Raw genomic sequence first — 19,525 nt, 5'->3', positions numbered from 1 at the left:
ATTAACCTCGCGCCTCGAGACTGTCGGCCAGAATCGCCAATACCAACTGTTTAAAATCCAGGCCAGCAGCACGCGCGGCCATTGGGACCAGGCTGTGATCGGTCATGCCTGGCACCGTGTTCACTTCCAACAGCCAAAACTTGCCGTCGGCGTCTTGCATCACATCCGCCCGCGCCCAACCCACGATGCCAACGGCCTCGCATGCACGCGCAGTGAGATCTTTAAGCTCTTGTTCTTTAGCGTCATCAAGCCCGCAAGGAATCCGATACTGGGTATCGGAAGCCAGGTACTTGGCGTCGTAGTCGTAGAACGTGTGAGGAGTGCCGAGACCGATGGGCGGTAATATCTGGTCACGCAGCGTGGCGATGGTGAACTCTGGACCTTGAATCCATTGTTCAACCAACACTTGCGAATCGTAGGTACTGGCGGCTTTCCATGCGGCGATTAATTCGTCGACGCTGGTCACCTTCGCCATACCGATACTGGAACCTTCATGGGCCGGTTTGACGATCAAAGGGAAGCCCAGTTCCCCGGCTGCAGAAATACAATCAGCCTCAGAACTCAGCACCGCATGACGAGGGGTCGGCAAGCCCAGGCTTTGCCACACTTGTTTAGTCCGCAGCTTGTCCATGGCCAGTGCCGAAGCCAATACGCCGCTGCCGGTGTAAGGAATTTCCAGGCACTCAAGCAGGCCTTGCATGCTGCCGTCTTCGCCGCCTCGTCCGTGCAGAACGATGAACGCACGGTCGATTTTTTCGTTGACCAAATGCTGCAAGAAATCGTCGCCGACGTCGATGCCGAACGCGTCGACACCGCCCGCTTGCAAGGCTTCAAGCACCGCTTGACCGGATTTCAGCGACACTGCCCGCTCAGCGCTTTTACCGCCAAACAGCACCGCGACGCGGCCGAACACGGTCGGATCTACGGTGGACATCAGCGAGGTGTTCATGGTCAGTGTCGTCATTTCAATTTCCCCTCGGTCGGGGCGACGATTGCGCCGGCGAACAACGGGCTTTTCAGCAGTTGCGGCGCGAGACCGCCAATGTCACCGGCGCCTTGGCACAGCAGGATGTCACCAGCACGCAGCAGTGGTTTGACCAACGGGGCCAGCTCAACGCCGCGCTCAATGTAGATTGGGTCCAACAAGCCGCGCTGACGAATGCTGTGTGCCAAGTGGCGACTGTCTGCGCCGGGAATAGGCTCTTCTCCAGCGGGGTAGACTTCCATCAACAACAGCACGTTGGCCTCGGTCAGTACCTGCACGAAGTCATCGTAAAGATCACGGGTGCGACTGAACCGGTGGGGCTGGTAAACCATCACCAACCGACGATCCGGCCAACCACCCCGTACAGCATTGATCACCGCCGCAACTTCACGCGGGTGGTGACCATAGTCATCGACCAGCATCACGTTGCCGCCTTCTACCGGCAGTTCACCGTAAATCTGGAAGCGTCGACCGACGCCCTGGAAGCCGGACAACCCCTGCACGATGGCTTCGTCAGAAACGCCTTCATCGGTAGAAATCGCGATGGTCGCCAGGGAATTAAGAACGTTGTGATTGCCCGGCATATTCACTGAAACATCCAGCGGTTCACGGTCGCGGCGCAGCACGGTGAAGAAGGTTTGCATGCCGTCTTGACGCACGTTGATTGCACGCACGTCGGCTTCTTCGCTGAAGCCATAGGTCATGGTCGGGCGCTTGATCAGCGGTAGAATTTCACGCACCACAGGGTCATCGATGCAGACCACGGCCAAGCCGTAAAACGGCAGGTTATGCAGAAACTCAACGAAGGTTTTCTTCAGTTTATTGAAGTCGCCTTCATAGGTTTCCATGTGGTCAGCGTCGATGTTGGTGACCACAGCCACCAACGGCTGCAAGTGCAAGAAGCTGGCATCGCTTTCATCGGCTTCGGCAATCAGATAACGGCTGGTACCCAGTTGCGCGTTAGTGCCCGCAGCATTCAACCGGCCGCCGATCACGAACGTCGGGTCCAGGCCACCAGCCGCAAACACTGAAGCGATCAAGCTGGTGGTGGTGGTTTTGCCGTGGGTGCCGGCCACTGCAATGCCGTGACGGTAACGCATCAATTCGGCGAGCATTTCCGCACGCGGCACCACTGGAATACGACGCTCGACGGCGCTGGCGACTTCCGGATTGGAGGTGTTCACTGCACTGGAAACCACCAACACATCTGCGTTCGCGGTGTTCTCGGCGCGATGGCCGATAAAGATATGCGCCCCGAACGATTCGAGACGCTCAGTCACCGGGGAAGCTTTCAGGTCAGAGCCCGAGACTTCATAACCGAGGTTGAGCAACACTTCGGCAATCCCGCACATGCCCACACCGCCAATACCGACGAAGTGGATACGCCGGATGCGGCGCATTTCCGGTTGCGGCATCGCGCGTTTACTTTCAACCATGGGCCACCTCCAGGCACACGTCGACCACGGTGCGGGTTGCGTCAGGTTTGGCTAGGCAGCGTGCGGTGCGGGCCATGTTGTTCAGTTGTTCGGGTTGCATCAAAACCTCTTTCAGGCGTGCGGCCATTTCGGCTACGCCAGTTGTCGCTTGAGGCATGACGAAGGCAGCGCCTTCGCGGGCCAAATAATCAGCGTTACGGGACTGGTGATCGTCGATTGCGTGAGGCAATGGCACCAACAGTGACGGCAGACCGGCTGCCGCCAGTTCACTGACGGTCAGCGCGCCTGCGCGACAGACCACTAGGTCGGCCCAGCCATAGGCTTGGGCCATGTCTTTGATGAACGGCGCCACCTGCGCCTCGACACCGGCAGTCCGATAGCGCTCTGCGGTAATTTGGTCGTGATTCTTGCCCGCCTGATGAAACACTTCAGGACGCACTTCAACCGGTAACAACGCCAACGCTTCAGGCAGCAATTTGTTCAGCGGTTCGGCGCCGAGGCTGCCACCCAGAATCAGCAAGCGCGCTTTACGCCCTGCCAATACCTGACGCGGAGTTTCGAGAAACAACTCGCTGCGCACTGGGTTGCCGGTGGTGCGGCGTTTGGCCGACTTGGAAAAAGTATCCGGGAAGGCTTCGCACACGCGGCTGGCAAACGGCACCAGAGTCCGGTTAGCGGTACCTGCAATCGCGTTTTGCTCATGGATAATCAATGGAATGCCGGCCAGTTTTGCCGCCAGTCCACCGGGGCCGGTGACATAGCCGCCCAGTCCCAGCACGCAAACTGGCTGCAACTGACGAACAATTTTCCGCGCTTGCATCAACGCTTTGAACAACACAAACGGCGCTTTCAACAGAGCAAGAACGCCCTTGCCGCGCAAGCCGGTCATGTTGATCAGGTGCAATGGCAAGCCGGCCTGTGGCACCAGCTCATTCTCGATACCGCGTGGCGTGCCCAACCAGTGAACACTGTAACCGCGGGCTTTGAATTCTTGCGCGCAGGCCAACGCCGGGAACACATGCCCGCCGGTACCGCCCGCCATGATCAGCACGTTAGCGCCCATCATTGGACTCCTCTGCGAAGTCGCTTTCATTGAATTCCGTTTCTTCACTGCCGGTATTGGTCCGCGATTCCCACTCGATACGCAGCAATAAGCCAAGGCTTGCGCAACAAATCACCAACGAACTGCCGCCGTAACTCAGGAATGGCAATGTCAGGCCTTTGGTGGGCAGCAGCCCGACGTTAACCCCGATATTGATCAAGAACTGGCCAATCCAGAGGAAGGCCAAACCATAGGCGACATACGCGCCAAAATATTGCTTGGCCCTTTCTGCCCACAAGCCGATGTACATCGCCCGGATGCTGACGAAGACGAACAGCGCCACGGTGAGCAGCGAACCCACCACGCCCAGCTCTTCAGCGAGCACGGCGAACACAAAGTCAGTGTGCGCTTCAGGCAAGTAGAACTGCTTCTGGACGCTGTTGCCCAGACCGACGCCAAACCATTCGCCACGGCCAAAGGCAATCAGGGCCTGGGTCAATTGATAGCCAGAACCAAACTGATCGGACCAGGGGTCGGTGAAGGTAATCAAACGCGCCATACGATATGGCTGTGCTTGAACCAGCACGAACACCGCGCCTACCGCCAAGACCACCATCAAGGAGAATCGGAACAAACCAACGCCGCCCAAAAACAGCATGGCCGCCGCAGCGCCCATCATAACGACGGTGGCGCCGAAGTCCGGTTCCATCAGCAGCAGGCCGGCCATGGGCAGCAAAACAATGAACGGCTTAAAGAAGCCCATCCAGCTTTCGCGAACTTCTTGCTGCTGGCGAACCAGATACCCGCCAAGGAAGATCACGACAAAGACTTTGGCGATCTCGGAAGGTTGAACGTTGAACATGCCAAAACCGATCCAACGCATTGAACCGTTGACCTCGCGGCCCAACCCCGGCACCAACACAATCACCAACAAACCGAACGCGCCGATCAGCATCAGCCAGCCCAGCCGTTGCCAGGTTGATACCGGAATCATCATGGTCGCGGCGCAGGCACCCAGGCCGATGACCAGATAAATCAAGTGTCGAATCATCATGTAAAGCGGGTTGCCGGACTGCACTGCGGCCACTTCAGATGAAGCAGAGGTGATCATGACCAACCCCAAGCCCAACAGCGCCAGGCAACCCGCGAGCATCGGAAAGTCGACATCGATGCCACGGCCGCTGATCAGCGGGGATGGATAAGGCCGAATGATGCCAAGGATCATGACAAGGCCTCCACTGAGCGAGCGAACAGGCGGCCACGTTCTTCGTAATTCTTGAACATATCCAGGCTTGCACAGGCGGGCGACAACAACACGGCGTCCCCGTCCTGAGCGATTTCAGCAGCTCGCAGCACGGCTTCTTCCAGTGTTTTGACGCGTATTAATGGAACCGCTTCGCCCAGCGCTTGCGCGACGAGTTCTGCATCGCGGCCCAGCAACACCACCGCGCGGCAATGAGCGGCGACCGGCGCGCGCAGGGCTGAGAAGTCAGCGCCTTTACCGTCGCCACCAGCGATCAACACCAACTTGCCGCTGATGTCGGCGCCCAAGCCTTCGATAGCCGCCAGCGCAGCACCGACGTTGGTGGCTTTGGAGTCATCGTAATAGCTGACACCGTCGCGCTCGCGCAGCCATTGGCAGCGGTGCGTCAGGCCAGTGAAAGCGCGCAGACTGTCCAACATGGCGTCGAATGGCAAACCGACCGCGTGACCCAGCGCCAACGCTGCCAGCGCATTAGACTGGTTGTGGGCACCGCGAACCTTCAGCTCGCGAACCGGCATCAGGGTGTCGAATTGGAAGGCGAGGTATTTTTCGCCACTCTCTTCGCGCAGACCGAAGCCGTGGAAATCAGGAGTGTTCAAGCCGAAGGTCCAGCACGGCAGACCCTCGCCGATCAGCGGCCGCGACAGCGCGTCCTGCCTGTTGACCACCACTTGCCGCGCGCCCCGGAAAATTCGGTGTTTGGCCAAGTGATAGGCCGGCAAACCGCTGTAGCGGTCCATATGGTCTTCGCTGACGTTAAGCACCGTCGCCACTTCAGCGCCGAGTTGATCGGTGGTTTCAAGCTGGAAGCTGGAGAGTTCAAGCACGTACAACTCGACAGAATCGTCCAACAGGTCCAGCGCTGGAGTGCCCAGGTTGCCGCCGACCGCGACACGCTTGCCTGCGGCCAAGGCCATGTCACCCACCATGGTGGTCACGGTGCTTTTCGCGTTCGAACCGCTAATAGCAACGATGGGCGCCTTCGCATTACGTGCGAACAACTCGATGTCACCCGACAACTTCACGCCACGGGCCGCCGCTTGTTGCAGCGCCGGGGTGGCCAGTGCCAGACCTGGGCTCACGTACAACTCATCGGCGCGGCACAGAAACTCCACGTCCAGTTCGCCACAACGCACTTCCACCTGCGGGTATTGCTCGCGCAATGTCGCCAGTTCAGGTGGATTTTCCCGCGTGTCTGCCACAGCAAACGACACGCCCCGGCTCGCCAGGAAGCGAACCAGCGACATGCCGCTCTTGCCGAGGCCGACAACGATGCGGAAGTGGTCAGAAGCGATCAAAGACACTCGTTCTACCTCAGCTTCAGGGTGGCAAGGCCAATCAGCACCAAAATCACGGTAATGATCCAGAAACGGACAATCACACGCGGCTCGGGCCAGCCTTTGAGTTCAAAGTGGTGGTGAATCGGTGCCATGCGAAACACGCGGCGACCGGTCAACTTGAATGACGCTACCTGGATGACGACGGACAGGGTTTCTGCCACGAACACGCCGCCCATGATGAATAAGACGATTTCCTGACGAACGATGACGGCGATGGTGCCCAGCGCTGCGCCGAGGGCCAGCGCACCGACGTCACCCATGAAGACCTGTGCCGGGTAGGTGTTGAACCAAAGAAAGCCCAGTCCCGCGCCAATCAATGCGCCGCAGAACACGATCAGCTCACCTGCGCCGGGGACATAAGGAATCAGCAGGTACTCAGCAAACTTCACGTTACCCGACAGGTAGCAGAAGATGCCCAGCGCGCCGCCTACCATAACCGTTGGCAAAATTGCCAGACCGTCGAGGCCGTCGGTCAGGTTGACCGCGTTGCTTGAGCCGACGATCACGAAGTAGGTCAGCACTATGAAGCCGACGCCAAGCGGGATACCGACATCCTTGAGCATCGGCACGATCAGCGTGGTTTCCACAGCGGAGGGCGCGGTGGAATACAGGAAGATCGCCGCGCCAAGACCGAACACCGATTGCCAGAAGTACTTCCAGCGGCTCGGCAAACCTTTTGAATTTTTCTCAATGACTTTGCGGTAATCATCGACCCAGCCAATGCCACCAAACAGCAGGGTGACGATCATCACCACCCACACGTAGCGGTTGCTCAAATCAGCCCATAACAAAGTGCTGACAGTGATGGCGGACAGAATCAGCGCGCCACCCATGGTCGGCGTGCCCGATTTGGCCAAGTGCGACTGCGGACCGTCATTGCGGACTGACTGTCCGATCTGGCGATTCTGCAAAGTCCGGATCATCCATGGGCCCAGGCACAACGCGAGCGTCAATGCGGTAAGCACGCCGAGAATCCCGCGCAGGGTCAGGTATTGGAAGACCGCGAAGCCTTTGTAGAATTGTTGTAAATACTCCGCCAACAACAGCAGCATTAATGTTTCTCCTGGCTAGAACCACACAAAGCGGCGACGATGTTTTCCATCGCTGCGCTGCGCGAACCTTTAATCAAAATGGTGGTGTTAGTGTCCTGCTCGGCGCCAAGCGCTGCGATCAGGTCTTGCTGATTTGCGAAGTGACGGCCGTGCTCGCCGAACGCTTTTACTGCGTAAGCCATTAATGGCCCAACCGCGTACAACGCCGAGACCTTACCAGCGGCATACGCACCTACATCGCGGTGACCCTGCTCGGCCCACTCGCCTAGCTCGCCAATGTCTCCGAGCACCAAGACGGTGCGCCCAGAAAAGCCGGCGAGTATATCAACGGCTGCGCACATGGCGGTGGGGTTAGCGTTATACGTGTCATCAATCAGACGAATGCCGTTAGTGGCTAACTGCGCCACCGCACGGCCCTTGACCGGTTGCACCGCAGCCAAACCCGCGACGATACCGTCCAGCGATACGCCCAGGGCATGCGCCGCGGCCGCAGCCGCCAACGCGTTGGCAATGTTATAGGCGCCCAGTAAGTTGAGCTGAATCGATGCCGAACCGGACGGACCATGCAGCGTGAAGCTAGGGCAGCCGCGTGCATCGCGGGTCAGGTCCCTGGCGTAAAAATCTGCTGCGTCATCACTCAAGGCGAAACTCAGCACCGGGCGACCCTTGGCGCGGGCGCGCCAGGTAGCAAAGGCGATATCGTCTCGATTGAGGACGGCCGTACCGTTGGCGCCCAAACCCTCAAGGATTTCACCCTTGGCCTGGACGATCTTCTCCGGCCCGCCGAACTCACCCACATGGGCGGTCCCTGCGTTGGTGATGACGGCAACCTGAGGTTTTGCCAAATCGACGGTGTAACTGATTTCACCGAGGCGGGACGCACCCAATTCGATGACGGCTGCTGAATGCTCCGGCGCCAGTTCAAGCAGGGTCAGTGGAACCCCCAACTCGTTGTTTAAATTGCCACGGGTGGCCAGGACCGATCCACGGGTACGCAGGATGCTGGCGAGCATTTCCTTGGTGGTGGTTTTGCCGCTGGAACCAGTGATCGCCGCTACCGGCTTGTCAAACCGGCTGCGATTCAACGCACCGAGTTGCGCCAACGCCTGACGAGTGTCGGTGACGACCAATTGCGGCAACACCGAACCCGGGATTTCACGCTCGACCAGCGCGCCGACCGCGCCTTTACTTGCGACGTCATTCAGGTAGTCGTGACCATCAAAATTGGGACCGGCAAGTGCGATAAACAGCTGACCCGGCACAATGTGTCGACTATCAATGCTCACCCCGGTAAAGGTGCAATCAGCGCCGACCAAACGGCCACTCAGTGGCGCAACCAGTTCACTGAAGGCCAGAGGCTTAAGCATGCGCCACCTCCCATGCAGCCAAGGCTTTGCTGGCTTCTTCGAGATCAGAAAATGGCTGACGCTGACCGTTGATTTCCTGATAGTCCTCGTGGCCCTTGCCCGCTAACACGATGACGTCCGCAGCTGACGCACTGGCAATCAATTGCGCCACTGCCTGGCCGCGTCCGGCGACGAAGGTCACGGTGTCGGCGGCAACGAAGCCTTTACGGATGTCATCGAAAATCTGTGCCGGTGCTTCGGTGCGTGGGTTGTCATCTGTGACCAACACCGTATCCGCCAGCCGCTCGACCACTTCAGCCATTAACGGGCGCTTGCCGCGATCACGGTCTCCGCCGCAACCGAACAGGCACATCAAGCGGCCTTTCGCGTGCGGACGCAGCGCTTCGAGCACCTTTTCCAGCGCGTCAGGGGTGTGTGCGTAATCAACCACCACCAGTGGCTGATTGCCGCCACCCAATCGTTGCATGCGGCCAACCGGACCTTCCAGCGTCGGCAGCACGTTCATGATTTCGTCCAGCGGATAATCCAGCCCCATCAATGCGCCGATAGCTGCCAGCACGTTGCTCAGGTTGAAACGACCCAGCAAGCTGCTGCGCAAATGATGTTCGCCTTGAGCCGTGACCAAGATGGCGCGCACGCCATCGTCATCGAAATGCGCATCGCGGCAATACAGCGAAGCGCTGGCGTCTTTGACGCTGTAGGTAATCAAACGCGATTCGTGTTTGTTGGCAGCCAACTGGCGACCAAAATCGTCATCCAGATTGATTACTCGGCAACGCAGGTTGGACCAGGCAAACAACTTGGCCTTGGCGGCTGCGTAGGCTTGCATCGTGCCGTGATAATCCAGATGGTCGCGAGACAGGTTCGTCAGCACCGCAACGTCGAACGCCAACGCGCTCGCCCGGCCTTGATCAAGGCCATGAGAGGACACTTCCATCGCAACGGCGCGGGCACCAGCCTTTCTCAAATCAGCGATGGTCGCCTGCACGGTGATCGGGTCAGGCGTGGTCAAGCGGCCGCTTTGCAGCGCACCGTGGAAACCGGTTCCCAGTGTGCCGACTATCCCGCAGTGCTGACCCAATTGATCCAGCGCTTGCGCGATCAGTTGGGTGACACTGGTTTTGCCGTTGGTGCCGGTGACACCGATCAAATTCAGGTTGCGGCTCGGGTCACCGTAAAAACGCCCGGCGATGTCCGACAATTGCGCAGCCAGACCTTTAACCGGGATCAACGGAACATCGGTAATTGGCAGTACGGTTGCGCCGTCCACTTCATAGGCCACCGCCGCCGCGCCACGTTTAAGGGCGTCAGCGATGTGCGCCCGACCGTCGATTTTGGCACCCGGAATTGCCAGAAACAGATCGCCAGGGCGCACGTTACGGCTGTCGAGGGTCAACTCGCGAATCAATAGATCGCGGTCGGCATGGGCGAAAATCTTGTTCAGGCTAGAAGACATTAACCACGCCCTCCCTTAACAGCGGGCACAGCATTGACTTGCTCCTGCGTTGGCGTCGCCGCCAAATTGTCCGGGGTGATATTCATCAGCCGCAGCGTGCCCGACATCACCTTGCTGAACACCGGTGCCGATACCAGACCACCGTAGTAGCCCGCCTTGCCCGGTTCATCAATTACCACCACGATGGCGTAACGCGGATTGCTCATCGGACCAAAGCCGGCGAACAGCGAGCGGTAGGCGTTCTCTTCATAGCCCTTGGTGCCCGAGACTGTTTTTCGTGCGGTACCGCTCTTGCCTGCCACGTGATACGACGGCACCCGAGCACGGTAAACACCACGCGGGTCCTCGATCACTTGCTGCATCATGCCCTGCACGGTTTTTGCGGTCGCTTCTGGGATCGCCTGAACCGAGACCGGTGGCGAGTCAGCTTTGAGGATGGTCAACGGCACGATGCGGCCGTTGTTAGCGATGGCTGAATAAGCATGCACCAACTGCAGCGCCGTAATCGACAAGCCGTAGCCGTACGACAGGGTCGCGGTTTCGGCTTTGCGCCATTCGCGGTAGTTCGGAAGATTACCCACACGCTCGCCGGGAAAACCAAGGCCAGTGTATTGCCCCAAGCCAACGCGCTGCATGGCGTGGAAGATTGCTTCACCCCCAATGTCGAAGGCCACTTTGCTCATGCCGACGTTACTGGAGTTGATCAAAATACCGGTCAAATCAAGGATCGGGCCTTCGGTCTTGGTCACATCGCGAATCGTGTATTTACCGATCTGTAGTGTGCCGGGGTAGACCTCGACTTTGTCACTAGGCTTCCAACGACCGCTGTCCAGCGCAGCCGTCATCGAGATTGGCTTCATGGTCGAACCAGGCTCGAACACGTCGGTGATTGCGCGATTGCGCATGGCGGCCGGGATCATGGTGCGGCGGTTGTTGGGGTTGTAGGTTGGCGAGTTGACCATGGCCAGCACTTCGCCGGTTTTCACGTCCATGATCACCAGACTGCCAGCCTTGGCGTCGTTTTCCTGAATGGCGTTGCGCAGTTCGCGGGTCGCCAGGTATTGCAGGCGCAGGTCAATAGACAATGCCAAGGTCTTCCCGGCCTTGGCATTTTTAGTCACCTGAACGTCTTTGATCAGTCGACCGCGTCGGTCCTTGATCACTTGTCGCTTACCAGGAACTCCCGCCAGCCAGTCGTCGTAAGCCAGCTCGACGCCTTCGCGACCGTGGTCATCGAGGTCGGTAAACCCGACCATGTGCGCAGTGACATCTCCCGCTGGATAAAAACGCCGGAACTCTTCGATGCCGTAAACGCCCGGTACTTTCAGATCAAGCACAGCCTGACCCTGCTCTGGCGTAAGGCCGCGGACCAGATAGATAAATTCTTTATCGGCCTGCGCTTCCAGGCGGTCACTCAGCAACTTGGCGTCTTGTCCCAGGGCCGCGGCCAATGCAGGCCATTTATCCTTGGCGCCCTGCATCTCTTTGGGGTTGGCCCACAGCGTCGTCACCGGCGTACTGACGGCCAACGGCTCGCCGTTACGGTCGGTGATCAAGCCACGGTGAGCGGGAATTGGGATGTGACGAACGCTACGGGCATCGCCTTGTTCCTTGAGGAACTTATGGTCGACCACTTGCAGGTCGATAATCCGCCAACAAATCGCGCCCACCATGATCGCAAGCAGCCCCACCACCACGCGAAAACGCCACGGATACAAGGCGCCTTCGAGGTTCATCATGGGGCCACCATTCGAACTTCAGCGGCGCTTGGAATGCGCATATGCAGTTGTTCGGTGGCCAGCGATTCGATACGACTGTGCGCGGTCCAAGTGCTTTGCTCAAGAATCAAACGGCCCCATTCCGCCTGCGCTTTGTCGCGCACGCTCAGCTCGCTATACAGCGAGTTCAGTAACTGCCGGTTCCAATGCGCGCTATACGCCACGCCAATTGCCGAAACCAATACAGCGATGAACAGCAGCAGCATGAAGAAACTGCCGCCGGGCAAAGGCTTAAGGACAAGCTGGCTCACTTAAGCTTCTCCGCAACACGCATGACAGCGCTGCGCGAACGTGGGTTAGCTTTGGTTTCAGCTTCGGAGGCGAATTGCGCCTTGCCGAGAATTTTGATTTTTGGGTCGAATGCCTGAAAACGGATCGGCAGATCCCGAGGCATGGTGTCGGTTTCGCCTTTAGCCAGTTTGCGCATGAACAATTTGACGATGCGGTCTTCTAGCGAGTGAAAGCTGATGACCACCAACCGCCCGCCAATTTCGAGGGTTTCAAGCGCCGCTTCAAGCCCGGCCTCGAGGTCGCCCAGCTCGTTATTGACGTGAATGCGTAAGCCCTGAAAGGCACGGGTCGCTGGGTTCTTGCCTTTTTCCCATGCAGGGTTCGCGACCTTCAGCACTTCTGCAAGGTCACCGGTACGCTCAAAGCGCTGAGTCTCACGCCGTTGAACGACGGCGTTTGCCATGCGCTTGGAAAAACGTTCTTCGCCGTATTCCTTGAACACGCGAGCAATTTCTTCGGCGGATGCCGTAGCAATGAACTCGGCGGCGCTGACGCCTCGACTCGGGTCCATACGCATGTCCAGAGGGCCGTCGTTCATGAAGCTGAAGCCACGCTCCGGGTCGTCCAACTGCGGTGATGAGACACCGAGGTCGAGAAGAATGCCGTTGACCTTGCCAGCCAAGCCGCGACTTTCAACTTCGGCGCCCAGCTCAGCAAAGCTACGTTGCACAACGACAAAGCGGCCGTCTTCGGCCGCTAGCGCTTGCCCGGTGGCAATTGCTTGAGGATCTTTGTCGAATCCCAGCAAACGCCCGTCGGGCCCCAGATGCTGCAAGATCAATCGGCTGTGGCCGCCGCGTCCGAATGTGCCATCCAAATAGCAGCCATCGGTACGCACCGCGAGAGCCTCTACGGCTTCTTCGAGCAGTACGGTGATGTGGGTAAAGCCGCTAGTCATAGTCACAAGATCAAATCACGCAATTCATCAGGCATAGCGCCCGGTTGTTGAATGGCCGCCAGATCCGCCTCAGCAAGAGCGTTCCAGGCGTCCTCGTCCCACAGTTGAAACTTATTTAGCTGGCCAACTAACATCACGCGCTTATCCAACTTCGCGTAGTCTCGCAGCCGCGGTGGCACCAGAAAACGGCCGCTGCCATCAAGTTCCAGATCGACCGCATTCCCGATCAACAGCCGCTGCAGACGACGGTTTTCTTCTCGGAAAGTTGCCAAGTCACGCAACTTGGCTTCGATCAGTTCCCATTCGGATAACGGATACAGGCATAAGCAGGGGTCTACAGCGTCAATCGTGACAATCAACTGCCCGGCACTACGCGAATCCAACTCGTCGCGGTACCGACTCGGCATAGCGAGGCGGCCCTTTGCGTCAAGATTGATTGCGTTTGCACCACGAAACACAGGCGCGATCTCCGAATATTAACTTTTTACGCTGAAAAAACCCACTTCGTGCCACTTTCCGCCACTTGCGCACACTATATGAATGCGCCCACCACACCGTCAAGGCGCGGCCCTAAGGAATTCCCTTACAGAACGGAGATTTAGGAGAGGAAAATCAGACTTTGGTGCAATTTTTCAATTACTTGGACAGATAAACCCCAACGGGCTCAGAGGTCTGAGTCCCGAAGTTAATGTGATTTATCAAGAGTAAGATTTTTTTGATATTACGAAGGGCTGATGCTACGAAAAGCGGGGGAAAGAAAAAGGTGGAGAGTCGATCTATAAGCCGGGTTCTGTCGTGAACAGTCATTCGTCTACGACGGCCATCACTGGACGTCTTTAGCAACCTACCCGGTTCCAGCGCGGGCCACGCCTTGGAACCCTATTTGGTCTTGCTCCGAGTGGGGTTTACCTTGACCACGACCTGTTGCCAGACGTGCGGTGCGCTCTTACCGCACCTTTTCACCCTTACCGGCACCGAAGTGCTTAGGCGGTTATTTTCTGTGGCACTTTCCGTAGGCTCGCGCCTCCCAGGCATTACCTGGCACTCTGCCCTATGGAGCCCGGACTTTCCTCCCCCCTCTATTGCGGAACAATAGAAGGCAGCGACTGTCCAATCGACTCTCCGCCGCCAAGGTTAGCGGCACAAACCGTCAAGAACAAGCTTTAATACGCTTTGGGTCCTTTGGCAGTTGGCAGCAGTGCCGTTGTTTATGCGCCTTTCTGCTTGTCCAACGCTACCTGATAAAGCAAGTTTTTGCGCACGCCGGTGATTTCGGCAGCCAGCGCGGCAGCCCGTTTGAGCGGCATTTCTTCCAGCAAGAGATCCAGAATGCGCCGCGCCTCGGTACCAATAACGTCTTCATCTTCCGACGCCGTCCAACCTGCAACCAACACCACGCACTCGCCACGCTGCTGATTGCTGTCACCTTCGACAAAAGCACGTAACTCCGACAACGGCAGTCCTTTGAGGGTTTCAAATGTTTTGGTCAGCTCTCGCGCCAACAACGCCGGGCGCTCTGGACCGAATACCGACTCAAGGTCCTGCAAGCACTCAAGAATGCGGTGCGGCGCCTCATAGAAGATCAGCGTGCGAGGCTCATCCTTCAGCAACTCAAGCCGAGCCCTGCGGCCAACTGCTTTAGCGGGTAAAAAGCCTTCGAAGATAAATCGATCGGAAGGTAAACCCGCAGCCGACAACGCGGCGATCAACGCGCACGCCCCCGGCACGGGCACCACCCGAATACCCGCAGCACGCGCTTGACGCACCAAGTGATAACCGGGGTCCGAGATCAGTGGCGTACCCGCGTCGGAAATGAGTGCAACATCATCTCCGGCCAACAAACGCGTCAGAAAACGACTGCCCTCTTCCCGCTCGTTATGTTCGTGACACGCCGCCAGCGGCGTTGGGATACCAAAGTGCTGCATCAACCGTAACGAGTGGCGCGTATCTTCGGCGGCAATTAACGCCACGTCGCGCAACACCTTCAGCGCACGCACGCTCATGTCATCCAGGTTACCGATAGGCGTGGCCACAACATAAAGCGAGCCTGGAGCGGAATTCAAAGCACCTGGAGCAGTCAAAGCGCACACCTCTTGTGTGAAACAAAAAACGCATTGTACAGATTAAGGCCTGAGCGAACGGATAGCTGCCACCGGTGAACACTGAAACAGTCTTAAAAAAACGTTTGTTTTCGTTACCGCACGACGTGAATAAGCAAAAAAAACGCCGGACCACCCCTTATTTTCCTGCGCCGGGACCAATATCACCGCTTTAACGCCACCAACATCGCGCCCCGGCCGGTGCTTGGGTACAATTCCCGCCTATTTGCTCGAGTATCAGGATCACATACATGATCGCTTGCCTGCGCCTGTTCACCGCCCTTTGTCTCGCTGCCCTGTTGGCCGCGTGTGCCAGCTCGCCGTCGTCAACCCTTGGCGAGCTGCCTCGCACACCTGACGCCAGCATCGAGCAATTGCTCGAACAAGCCGCTGCCGCCAAAACCCCCGATCAAGCTGCGACGCTCAGACTGAGCGCGGCCGACCAAGCCAATCGACAAGGCAACGTGGGCCGAGCTGCAAAAATTCTAGAGCAAGTGCCTCTTGATCAGCTCAAACCCGCACAACAGGTCTACGCCAGCACTCTTGCTGCTGAACTGGCACTGGGTCGCAACCAACCCAAGGTCGCGCTGGCAGCGTTAAGCCATCCAAGCCTGCAACGTTTGGGTGAACTGCCTATCGATCAGCAAGTGCGCACGGGCCTCGTTCAAGCGCGCGCACTAGAAGCCGACGGCCAAATCCTGGCGGCCGCCAGCCAACGGGTATTTATAGCGCCGCTGCTTAAGAACGGCGATGCCACGGCTAACCACGAAGCGATCTGGTCGCTGGTTTCCCAATTACCTCCCGAGCAACTGCAAGGCACTGGCAACGGAGACCTGGCAGGCTGGTTGAGTTTGGCCCTGGTGGTGAAAACCGCTGGCACGCTTGAACAACAGCAAGCTGCGATTGATACGTGGAAAGCGCAAAACCCGCAGCATCCGGCGGCCCAGCAATTGCCACTGCCGCTGGTGGCGCTCAAGGCACTGGCCAGTGAGCCGCTGACTAAAATCGCGTTGTTGCTGCCACAAGATGGCCCGCTGGTTTCGGTAGCCCGAGCACTGCGTGAAGGCTTCATGGCTGCGCACTATCAAGCTCAGCAAGCCGGACAAAAACCACCTGTGATCCAGGTGTTCGACAGCTCGCGGTTGACTTCGCTTGACGAATTTTACCGTCAGGCCAAGGCGTCCGGAGTGCAATTGGTCATCGGCCCGCTGGAAAAGCCACTGGTCAAACAACTGAGCAGCCATCCGCATTTGCCGATCACAACGCTGGCTCTTAACTACAGCGATTCACGTCAAGCGGGTCCACCAGAGTTGTTCCAGTTTGGACTGGCCGCTGAAGACGAAGCCCGAGAAGTCGCGCGTCGCGCTTGGGCCGATGGCAAGCGCAGCGCTGCCGCCATGGTGCCCAAAGGTGAGTGGGGTGACCGTGTTCTAGATGCTTTCCGTCAAAGCTGGCAAGCATTGGGCGGTACGTTCATCGTCGCTGAGCATGTCGACCAGCCGGTCGCCCTCGCCCAGCAAATTGCCGACATGTTCCAACTGCGTAATGTCGATGCCCGCGCCAAAAGCTTGCAGAACACCGCAGGCGCTCAAGCACCTCAGCCAACACGTCGTCAGGACATCGATTTTATATTCCTGGCCGCAACACCCCAGCTAGCCCAGCAGATCAAACCAACGTTGGTGTTCCAATATGCCGGTGACGTACCTGTGTACGCGACCTCGCAACTGTTCACCAACAGTGGCGATCAAGCGCAATACAAGGACTTGGAAGGCATTCAATTCTGCGACACGCCATGGCTACTGAACACCAGCGACCCGCTGCACAAGCAAGTGACCGCGCAATGGCCGCAAGCCGCCGGAAGCTTGGGTCGGTTGTACGCCATGGGGATCGATGCTTATCGCTTGGCACCGCGTCTGTCACAACTCAAAGCCTTGCCTGACACCCGTCTCGACGGCGAGTCCGGCAATTTGAGCCTGGGTGAAGGGCAACGTATTGAGCGGCAACTGCCATGGGCTCAATTTGTCGGCGGCCAGGTTCAACGCCTGCCGGACACCGCACATTGATCGCAGGCGCACCGCATCTGCAAGCAGGGCGTGAGGCGGAAGCCTTCGCCCTGAATTATCTCCAGCAACAGGGCTTGAGCCTCATCGCACAGAATTGGATATGCAAACGTGGTGAACTCGATCTGGTCATGCTTGATGGCGATACAGTAGTATTCGTCGAAGTGCGCTATCGCCGCCATGCGGGCTGGGGTGGAGCGCTTGAAAGCGTCGATATTCGCAAGCGCGAAAAGCTTGTCGTCGCCGCACAATATTTTCTGCAACACGCGTCACGCTGGGCTGATTCCCCCTGCCGTTTCGATGTGATTGGCATCAACGGCAACCCTGGCAAGGAACCCTCGTTTAACTGGCTCCAAAATGCATTTGACAGCTAAATCAGGCGGCAGGACTTGTCGAATCTGAATGCCTGATTTTTTGAACGACATACCTATACCGATTTTGCTTTGCAGGCTGCACATTGTTTGTGCCTGGAGCAGTTGCCCTACTTAAGGTCACATAGATGGACATGCAATCCCGAATTCGCCAGCTTTTCCAGGCCAGCATCGACACCAAGCAGCAGGCGATGGAAGTTCTTGCGCCCTACATCGAGCAAGCCAGCCAAGTGATGGTCAATGCCCTGCTCAACGAAGGCAAAATGCTTTCTTGCGGCAACGGCGGCTCTGCGGGTGACGCCCAGCACTTCTCCTCGGAATTGCTAAACCGCTTTGAACGCGAACGCCCGAGCCTGCCAGCGATTGCACTGACCACTGACACTTCGACGATCACCTCGATTGCCAACGACTACAGCTACAACGAGATCTTTTCCAAACAGATCCGCGCGCTGGGTCAGCCGGGCGATGTACTGCTGGCCATTTCCACCAGTGGCAACTCGGCGAACATTATTCAAGCCATCCAGGCCGCACATGATCGGGAAATGGTTGTCGTAGCCTTGACCGGTCGCGACGGTGGCGACATGGCGTCGCTGCTATTGCCCGAGGATGTGGAGATCCGCGTTCCGTCCAAAGTCACCGCACGTATTCAAGAAGTCCACCTGCTGGCGATCCATTGCCTCTGTGATCTGATCGACAGCCAACTGTTCGGGAGTGAAGAATGACCCCTAATCGCCTAAGCCTACTGGCTTTGACACTTTGCCTCGGTCTCAGCGGATGCAGCTCGGTCCTGACTGCGACCCGTGACACGCCGATCCAGGATGACCGCGGCACCCGCACGTTCGGCAGCAAAATCGATGATTCACTGATCGAAACCAAAGTTGCGGTCAACGTCGCCAAGGCCAATCCTGACCTGGACGAAGGCTCGCACATCATTGTCACCAGCTTTAACGGCATCGTCCTGCTCGCAGGGCAAACGCCACGCCAAGACTTGAAAACCCTTGCCGAACAAGCCGCTGGCTCCGTGCAGCGGGTTAAAAAGGTCAACAACGAACTTCAGGTCATGGCCCCGTCTTCGATCCTGGCGCGCAACAACGACGCCTGGCTGACCACCAAGATCAAAACGCAAATGCTCACGGATGACACCATTCCGGGCTCACGCATCAAAGTCGTGACCGAGAACGGCATCGTCTACCTGTTAGGCCTGGTGACTCAGCAAGAAGCCACCCGCGCTACCAACTTGGTCCAAGGCGTATCTGGCGTGCAGAAGATTGTGAAATTGTTTGAGTACATCGATTAACCACGCCCTGATCTGGGACCGAATTCATTCATTCCCTGAGGTGGCCCGTCAACGCGTCGTCGCGGTAACAAACGGCCTGTAGGAACTGCAGAAGCCGCAGATACTGTGGGCTTGCCTGCGAAGACGCCCGTAATCGCGCCGTGATGTCGACCTGAAACCTGGGTCGCCCGCATTGACGCTTTCGTTGGCAAGCCAACTCCCACAAAGATTTTTGGCAGACACGGAATAGTCGGCACTGAAAATCTGATCACGGTGTTCAGCAGGTCAGAATGTGTGCGCCACCTGAATTCGGTCCTACAGAAATACAAAAAAAACGCCGACATTGCTGTCGGCGTTTTTTTTGTTTCAACCTACACGAATCCGATTACTTGACCACTTTCAGACTTGGCCTACCGGTCGGTCGCGGTGGTTCGCTTTCCGGTGGCGGTCCTTCGTCATCAGGATCGATTTCATCGTCGTCATCAAGGGCAGGCTCTAAGTCGAAAACCATACCCTGACCGTTTTCCCGAGCATAAATACCCAGGATCGCGGAGATAGGAACGTACAACGAGTGCGGAACACCGCCGAAACGACCTTCGAAACTGACAGCATCGTTATCCATATGCAGATGACGCACAGCACTGGGCGACACATTCAAAACGATCTGACCATCGTTAGCAAAGCCCTGAGGGACCTGCACCGACGGGTATTCCGCATTGACCAGCATATGCGGGGTGCAATCGTTATCTACGATCCACTCATAGAGAGCACGGATCAGATAAGGGCGACTGGAGTTCATCAACGGCTCCT

At 57.6% G+C, this 19,525-nt stretch carries 18 protein-coding genes and 1 other RNA gene; 4 read left to right on the top strand and 15 right to left on the bottom strand.

Annotated features, from left to right (window positions below; translation table 11 throughout):
- Position 1: 1 nt before the first annotated feature.
- From RHM59_RS21370 to rsmI, 14 genes are all read right to left on the bottom strand, one after another.
- Positions 2-949: a D-alanine--D-alanine ligase gene (locus tag RHM59_RS21370; protein ID WP_416195106.1), complete on the bottom strand. Its 948-nt coding sequence runs from the start codon at positions 947-949 to the stop codon at positions 2-4.
- Between the two features lie 11 nt (positions 950-960).
- A complete protein-coding gene (gene murC, locus RHM59_RS21365; protein WP_322166022.1) occupies positions 961-2,421 on the bottom strand; it encodes a UDP-N-acetylmuramate--L-alanine ligase in 1,461 nt (486 codons plus the stop codon).
- Positions 2,414-3,484, bottom strand: a complete 1,071-nt coding sequence (gene murG, locus RHM59_RS21360; RefSeq protein ID WP_322171112.1) for an undecaprenyldiphospho-muramoylpentapeptide beta-N-acetylglucosaminyltransferase — start codon at positions 3,482-3,484, stop codon at positions 2,414-2,416. The genes murC and murG overlap by 8 nt, the downstream gene beginning before the upstream one ends.
- Positions 3,474-4,685 (bottom strand): putative lipid II flippase FtsW, encoded by a 1,212-nt coding sequence (gene ftsW, locus RHM59_RS21355; protein ID WP_322171115.1) that lies wholly within the window; start codon positions 4,683-4,685, stop codon positions 3,474-3,476. Before ftsW ends, murG begins: the two co-directional genes overlap by 11 nt.
- On the bottom strand, positions 4,685-6,031 hold the full coding sequence (gene murD / locus RHM59_RS21350; protein ID WP_322166023.1) for a UDP-N-acetylmuramoyl-L-alanine--D-glutamate ligase: 1,347 nt from the start codon (positions 6,029-6,031) through the stop codon (positions 4,685-4,687). The genes ftsW and murD overlap by 1 nt, the downstream gene beginning before the upstream one ends.
- 5 nt (positions 6,032-6,036) lie before the next feature.
- Complete coding sequence (gene mraY, locus RHM59_RS21345) at positions 6,037-7,119, bottom strand: phospho-N-acetylmuramoyl-pentapeptide-transferase (RefSeq protein ID WP_322166024.1); 1,083 nt, start codon at positions 7,117-7,119, stop codon at positions 6,037-6,039.
- On the bottom strand, positions 7,119-8,486 hold the full coding sequence (locus RHM59_RS21340) for a UDP-N-acetylmuramoyl-tripeptide--D-alanyl-D-alanine ligase (RefSeq protein WP_322184936.1): 1,368 nt from the start codon (positions 8,484-8,486) through the stop codon (positions 7,119-7,121). Before RHM59_RS21340 ends, mraY begins: the two co-directional genes overlap by 1 nt.
- Positions 8,479-9,942, bottom strand: a complete 1,464-nt coding sequence (locus tag RHM59_RS21335) for a UDP-N-acetylmuramoyl-L-alanyl-D-glutamate--2,6-diaminopimelate ligase (RefSeq protein ID WP_322285336.1) — start codon at positions 9,940-9,942, stop codon at positions 8,479-8,481. Before RHM59_RS21335 ends, RHM59_RS21340 begins: the two co-directional genes overlap by 8 nt.
- Positions 9,942-11,681, bottom strand: coding sequence for a peptidoglycan D,D-transpeptidase FtsI family protein (locus RHM59_RS21330; protein WP_416195034.1), 1,740 nt, complete (start codon positions 11,679-11,681; stop codon positions 9,942-9,944). Before RHM59_RS21330 ends, RHM59_RS21335 begins: the two co-directional genes overlap by 1 nt.
- A complete protein-coding gene (gene ftsL / locus RHM59_RS21325; RefSeq protein WP_322285335.1) occupies positions 11,678-11,971 on the bottom strand; it encodes a cell division protein FtsL in 294 nt (97 codons plus the stop codon). The genes RHM59_RS21330 and ftsL overlap by 4 nt, the downstream gene beginning before the upstream one ends.
- Positions 11,968-12,909 carry a 16S rRNA (cytosine(1402)-N(4))-methyltransferase RsmH gene (gene rsmH, locus RHM59_RS21320; protein ID WP_322171122.1) on the bottom strand — a complete coding sequence of 314 codons (942 nt, stop codon included), beginning with the start codon at positions 12,907-12,909 and terminating at the stop codon, positions 11,968-11,970. Before rsmH ends, ftsL begins: the two co-directional genes overlap by 4 nt.
- A gap of 2 nt (positions 12,910-12,911) precedes the next feature.
- On the bottom strand, positions 12,912-13,367 hold the full coding sequence (mraZ, locus tag RHM59_RS21315) for a division/cell wall cluster transcriptional repressor MraZ (RefSeq protein WP_299832072.1): 456 nt from the start codon (positions 13,365-13,367) through the stop codon (positions 12,912-12,914).
- 305 nt (positions 13,368-13,672) lie between these two features.
- Positions 13,673-14,031: RNase P RNA component class A (rnpB, locus tag RHM59_RS21310), an RNA gene on the bottom strand.
- A gap of 86 nt (positions 14,032-14,117) precedes the next feature.
- Positions 14,118-14,912 carry a 16S rRNA (cytidine(1402)-2'-O)-methyltransferase gene (gene rsmI / locus RHM59_RS21305; RefSeq protein WP_322286739.1) on the bottom strand — a complete coding sequence of 265 codons (795 nt, stop codon included), beginning with the start codon at positions 14,910-14,912 and terminating at the stop codon, positions 14,118-14,120.
- Positions 14,913-15,259: 347 nt separating this feature from the next.
- Here rsmI and RHM59_RS21300 point away from each other — a divergent pair, with 347 nt between their 5' ends.
- The 4 genes from RHM59_RS21300 to RHM59_RS21285 all read left to right on the top strand — a co-directional run bounded on the left by RHM59_RS21300 (position 15,260) and on the right by RHM59_RS21285 (position 18,736).
- A complete protein-coding gene (locus tag RHM59_RS21300) occupies positions 15,260-17,071 on the top strand; it encodes a penicillin-binding protein activator (RefSeq protein ID WP_322166030.1) in 1,812 nt (603 codons plus the stop codon).
- Entirely contained in the window at positions 17,068-17,442 is a 375-nt protein-coding gene (locus RHM59_RS21295) for a YraN family protein (RefSeq protein WP_322166031.1), read from the top strand. Before RHM59_RS21300 ends, RHM59_RS21295 begins: the two co-directional genes overlap by 4 nt.
- A gap of 125 nt (positions 17,443-17,567) precedes the next feature.
- Positions 17,568-18,161 carry a phosphoheptose isomerase gene (locus RHM59_RS21290; protein ID WP_322166032.1) on the top strand — a complete coding sequence of 198 codons (594 nt, stop codon included), beginning with the start codon at positions 17,568-17,570 and terminating at the stop codon, positions 18,159-18,161.
- Entirely contained in the window at positions 18,158-18,736 is a 579-nt protein-coding gene (locus RHM59_RS21285) for a BON domain-containing protein (RefSeq protein WP_322184932.1), read from the top strand. Before RHM59_RS21290 ends, RHM59_RS21285 begins: the two co-directional genes overlap by 4 nt.
- Positions 18,737-19,100: 364 nt before the next feature.
- Here RHM59_RS21285 and RHM59_RS21280 read toward each other — a convergent pair whose 3' ends face one another.
- Positions 19,101-19,514 carry a ClpXP protease specificity-enhancing factor gene (locus RHM59_RS21280; RefSeq protein ID WP_322166034.1) on the bottom strand — a complete coding sequence of 138 codons (414 nt, stop codon included), beginning with the start codon at positions 19,512-19,514 and terminating at the stop codon, positions 19,101-19,103.
- Between the last annotated feature and the right edge of the window lie 11 nt (positions 19,515-19,525).

Source organism: Pseudomonas sp. MH10 (assembly GCF_034353045.1).
Lineage (GTDB): Bacteria > Pseudomonadota > Gammaproteobacteria > Pseudomonadales > Pseudomonadaceae > Aquipseudomonas.
The sequence above is the reverse complement of the archived record's forward strand: the minus strand, read 5'-3'. Positions and strand labels throughout refer to the sequence as shown.

Coding starts and splice junctions, on each gene's coding strand:
- RHM59_RS21330 (WP_416195034.1), bottom strand. CDS start 11,681: ATGATGAACCTCGAAGGCGCCTTGTATCCGTGGCGTTTTCGCGTGGTG.
- RHM59_RS21285 (WP_322184932.1), top strand. CDS start 18,158: ATGACCCCTAATCGCCTAAGCCTACTGGCTTTGACACTTTGCCTCGGT.
- RHM59_RS21340 (WP_322184936.1), bottom strand. CDS start 8,486: ATGCTTAAGCCTCTGGCCTTCAGTGAACTGGTTGCGCCACTGAGTGGC.
- RHM59_RS21290 (WP_322166032.1), top strand. CDS start 17,568: ATGGACATGCAATCCCGAATTCGCCAGCTTTTCCAGGCCAGCATCGAC.
- rsmH (WP_322171122.1), bottom strand. CDS start 12,909: ATGACTAGCGGCTTTACCCACATCACCGTACTGCTCGAAGAAGCCGTA.
- RHM59_RS21280 (WP_322166034.1), bottom strand. CDS start 19,514: ATGAACTCCAGTCGCCCTTATCTGATCCGTGCTCTCTATGAGTGGATC.
- mraY (WP_322166024.1), bottom strand. CDS start 7,119: ATGCTGCTGTTGTTGGCGGAGTATTTACAACAATTCTACAAAGGCTTC.
- murG (WP_322171112.1), bottom strand. CDS start 3,484: ATGGGCGCTAACGTGCTGATCATGGCGGGCGGTACCGGCGGGCATGTG.
- RHM59_RS21370 (WP_416195106.1), bottom strand. CDS start 949: ATGAACACCTCGCTGATGTCCACCGTAGATCCGACCGTGTTCGGCCGC.
- RHM59_RS21335 (WP_322285336.1), bottom strand. CDS start 9,942: ATGTCTTCTAGCCTGAACAAGATTTTCGCCCATGCCGACCGCGATCTA.
- rsmI (WP_322286739.1), bottom strand. CDS start 14,912: ATGAGCGTGCGTGCGCTGAAGGTGTTGCGCGACGTGGCGTTAATTGCC.
- murC (WP_322166022.1), bottom strand. CDS start 2,421: ATGGTTGAAAGTAAACGCGCGATGCCGCAACCGGAAATGCGCCGCATC.
- RHM59_RS21300 (WP_322166030.1), top strand. CDS start 15,260: ATGATCGCTTGCCTGCGCCTGTTCACCGCCCTTTGTCTCGCTGCCCTG.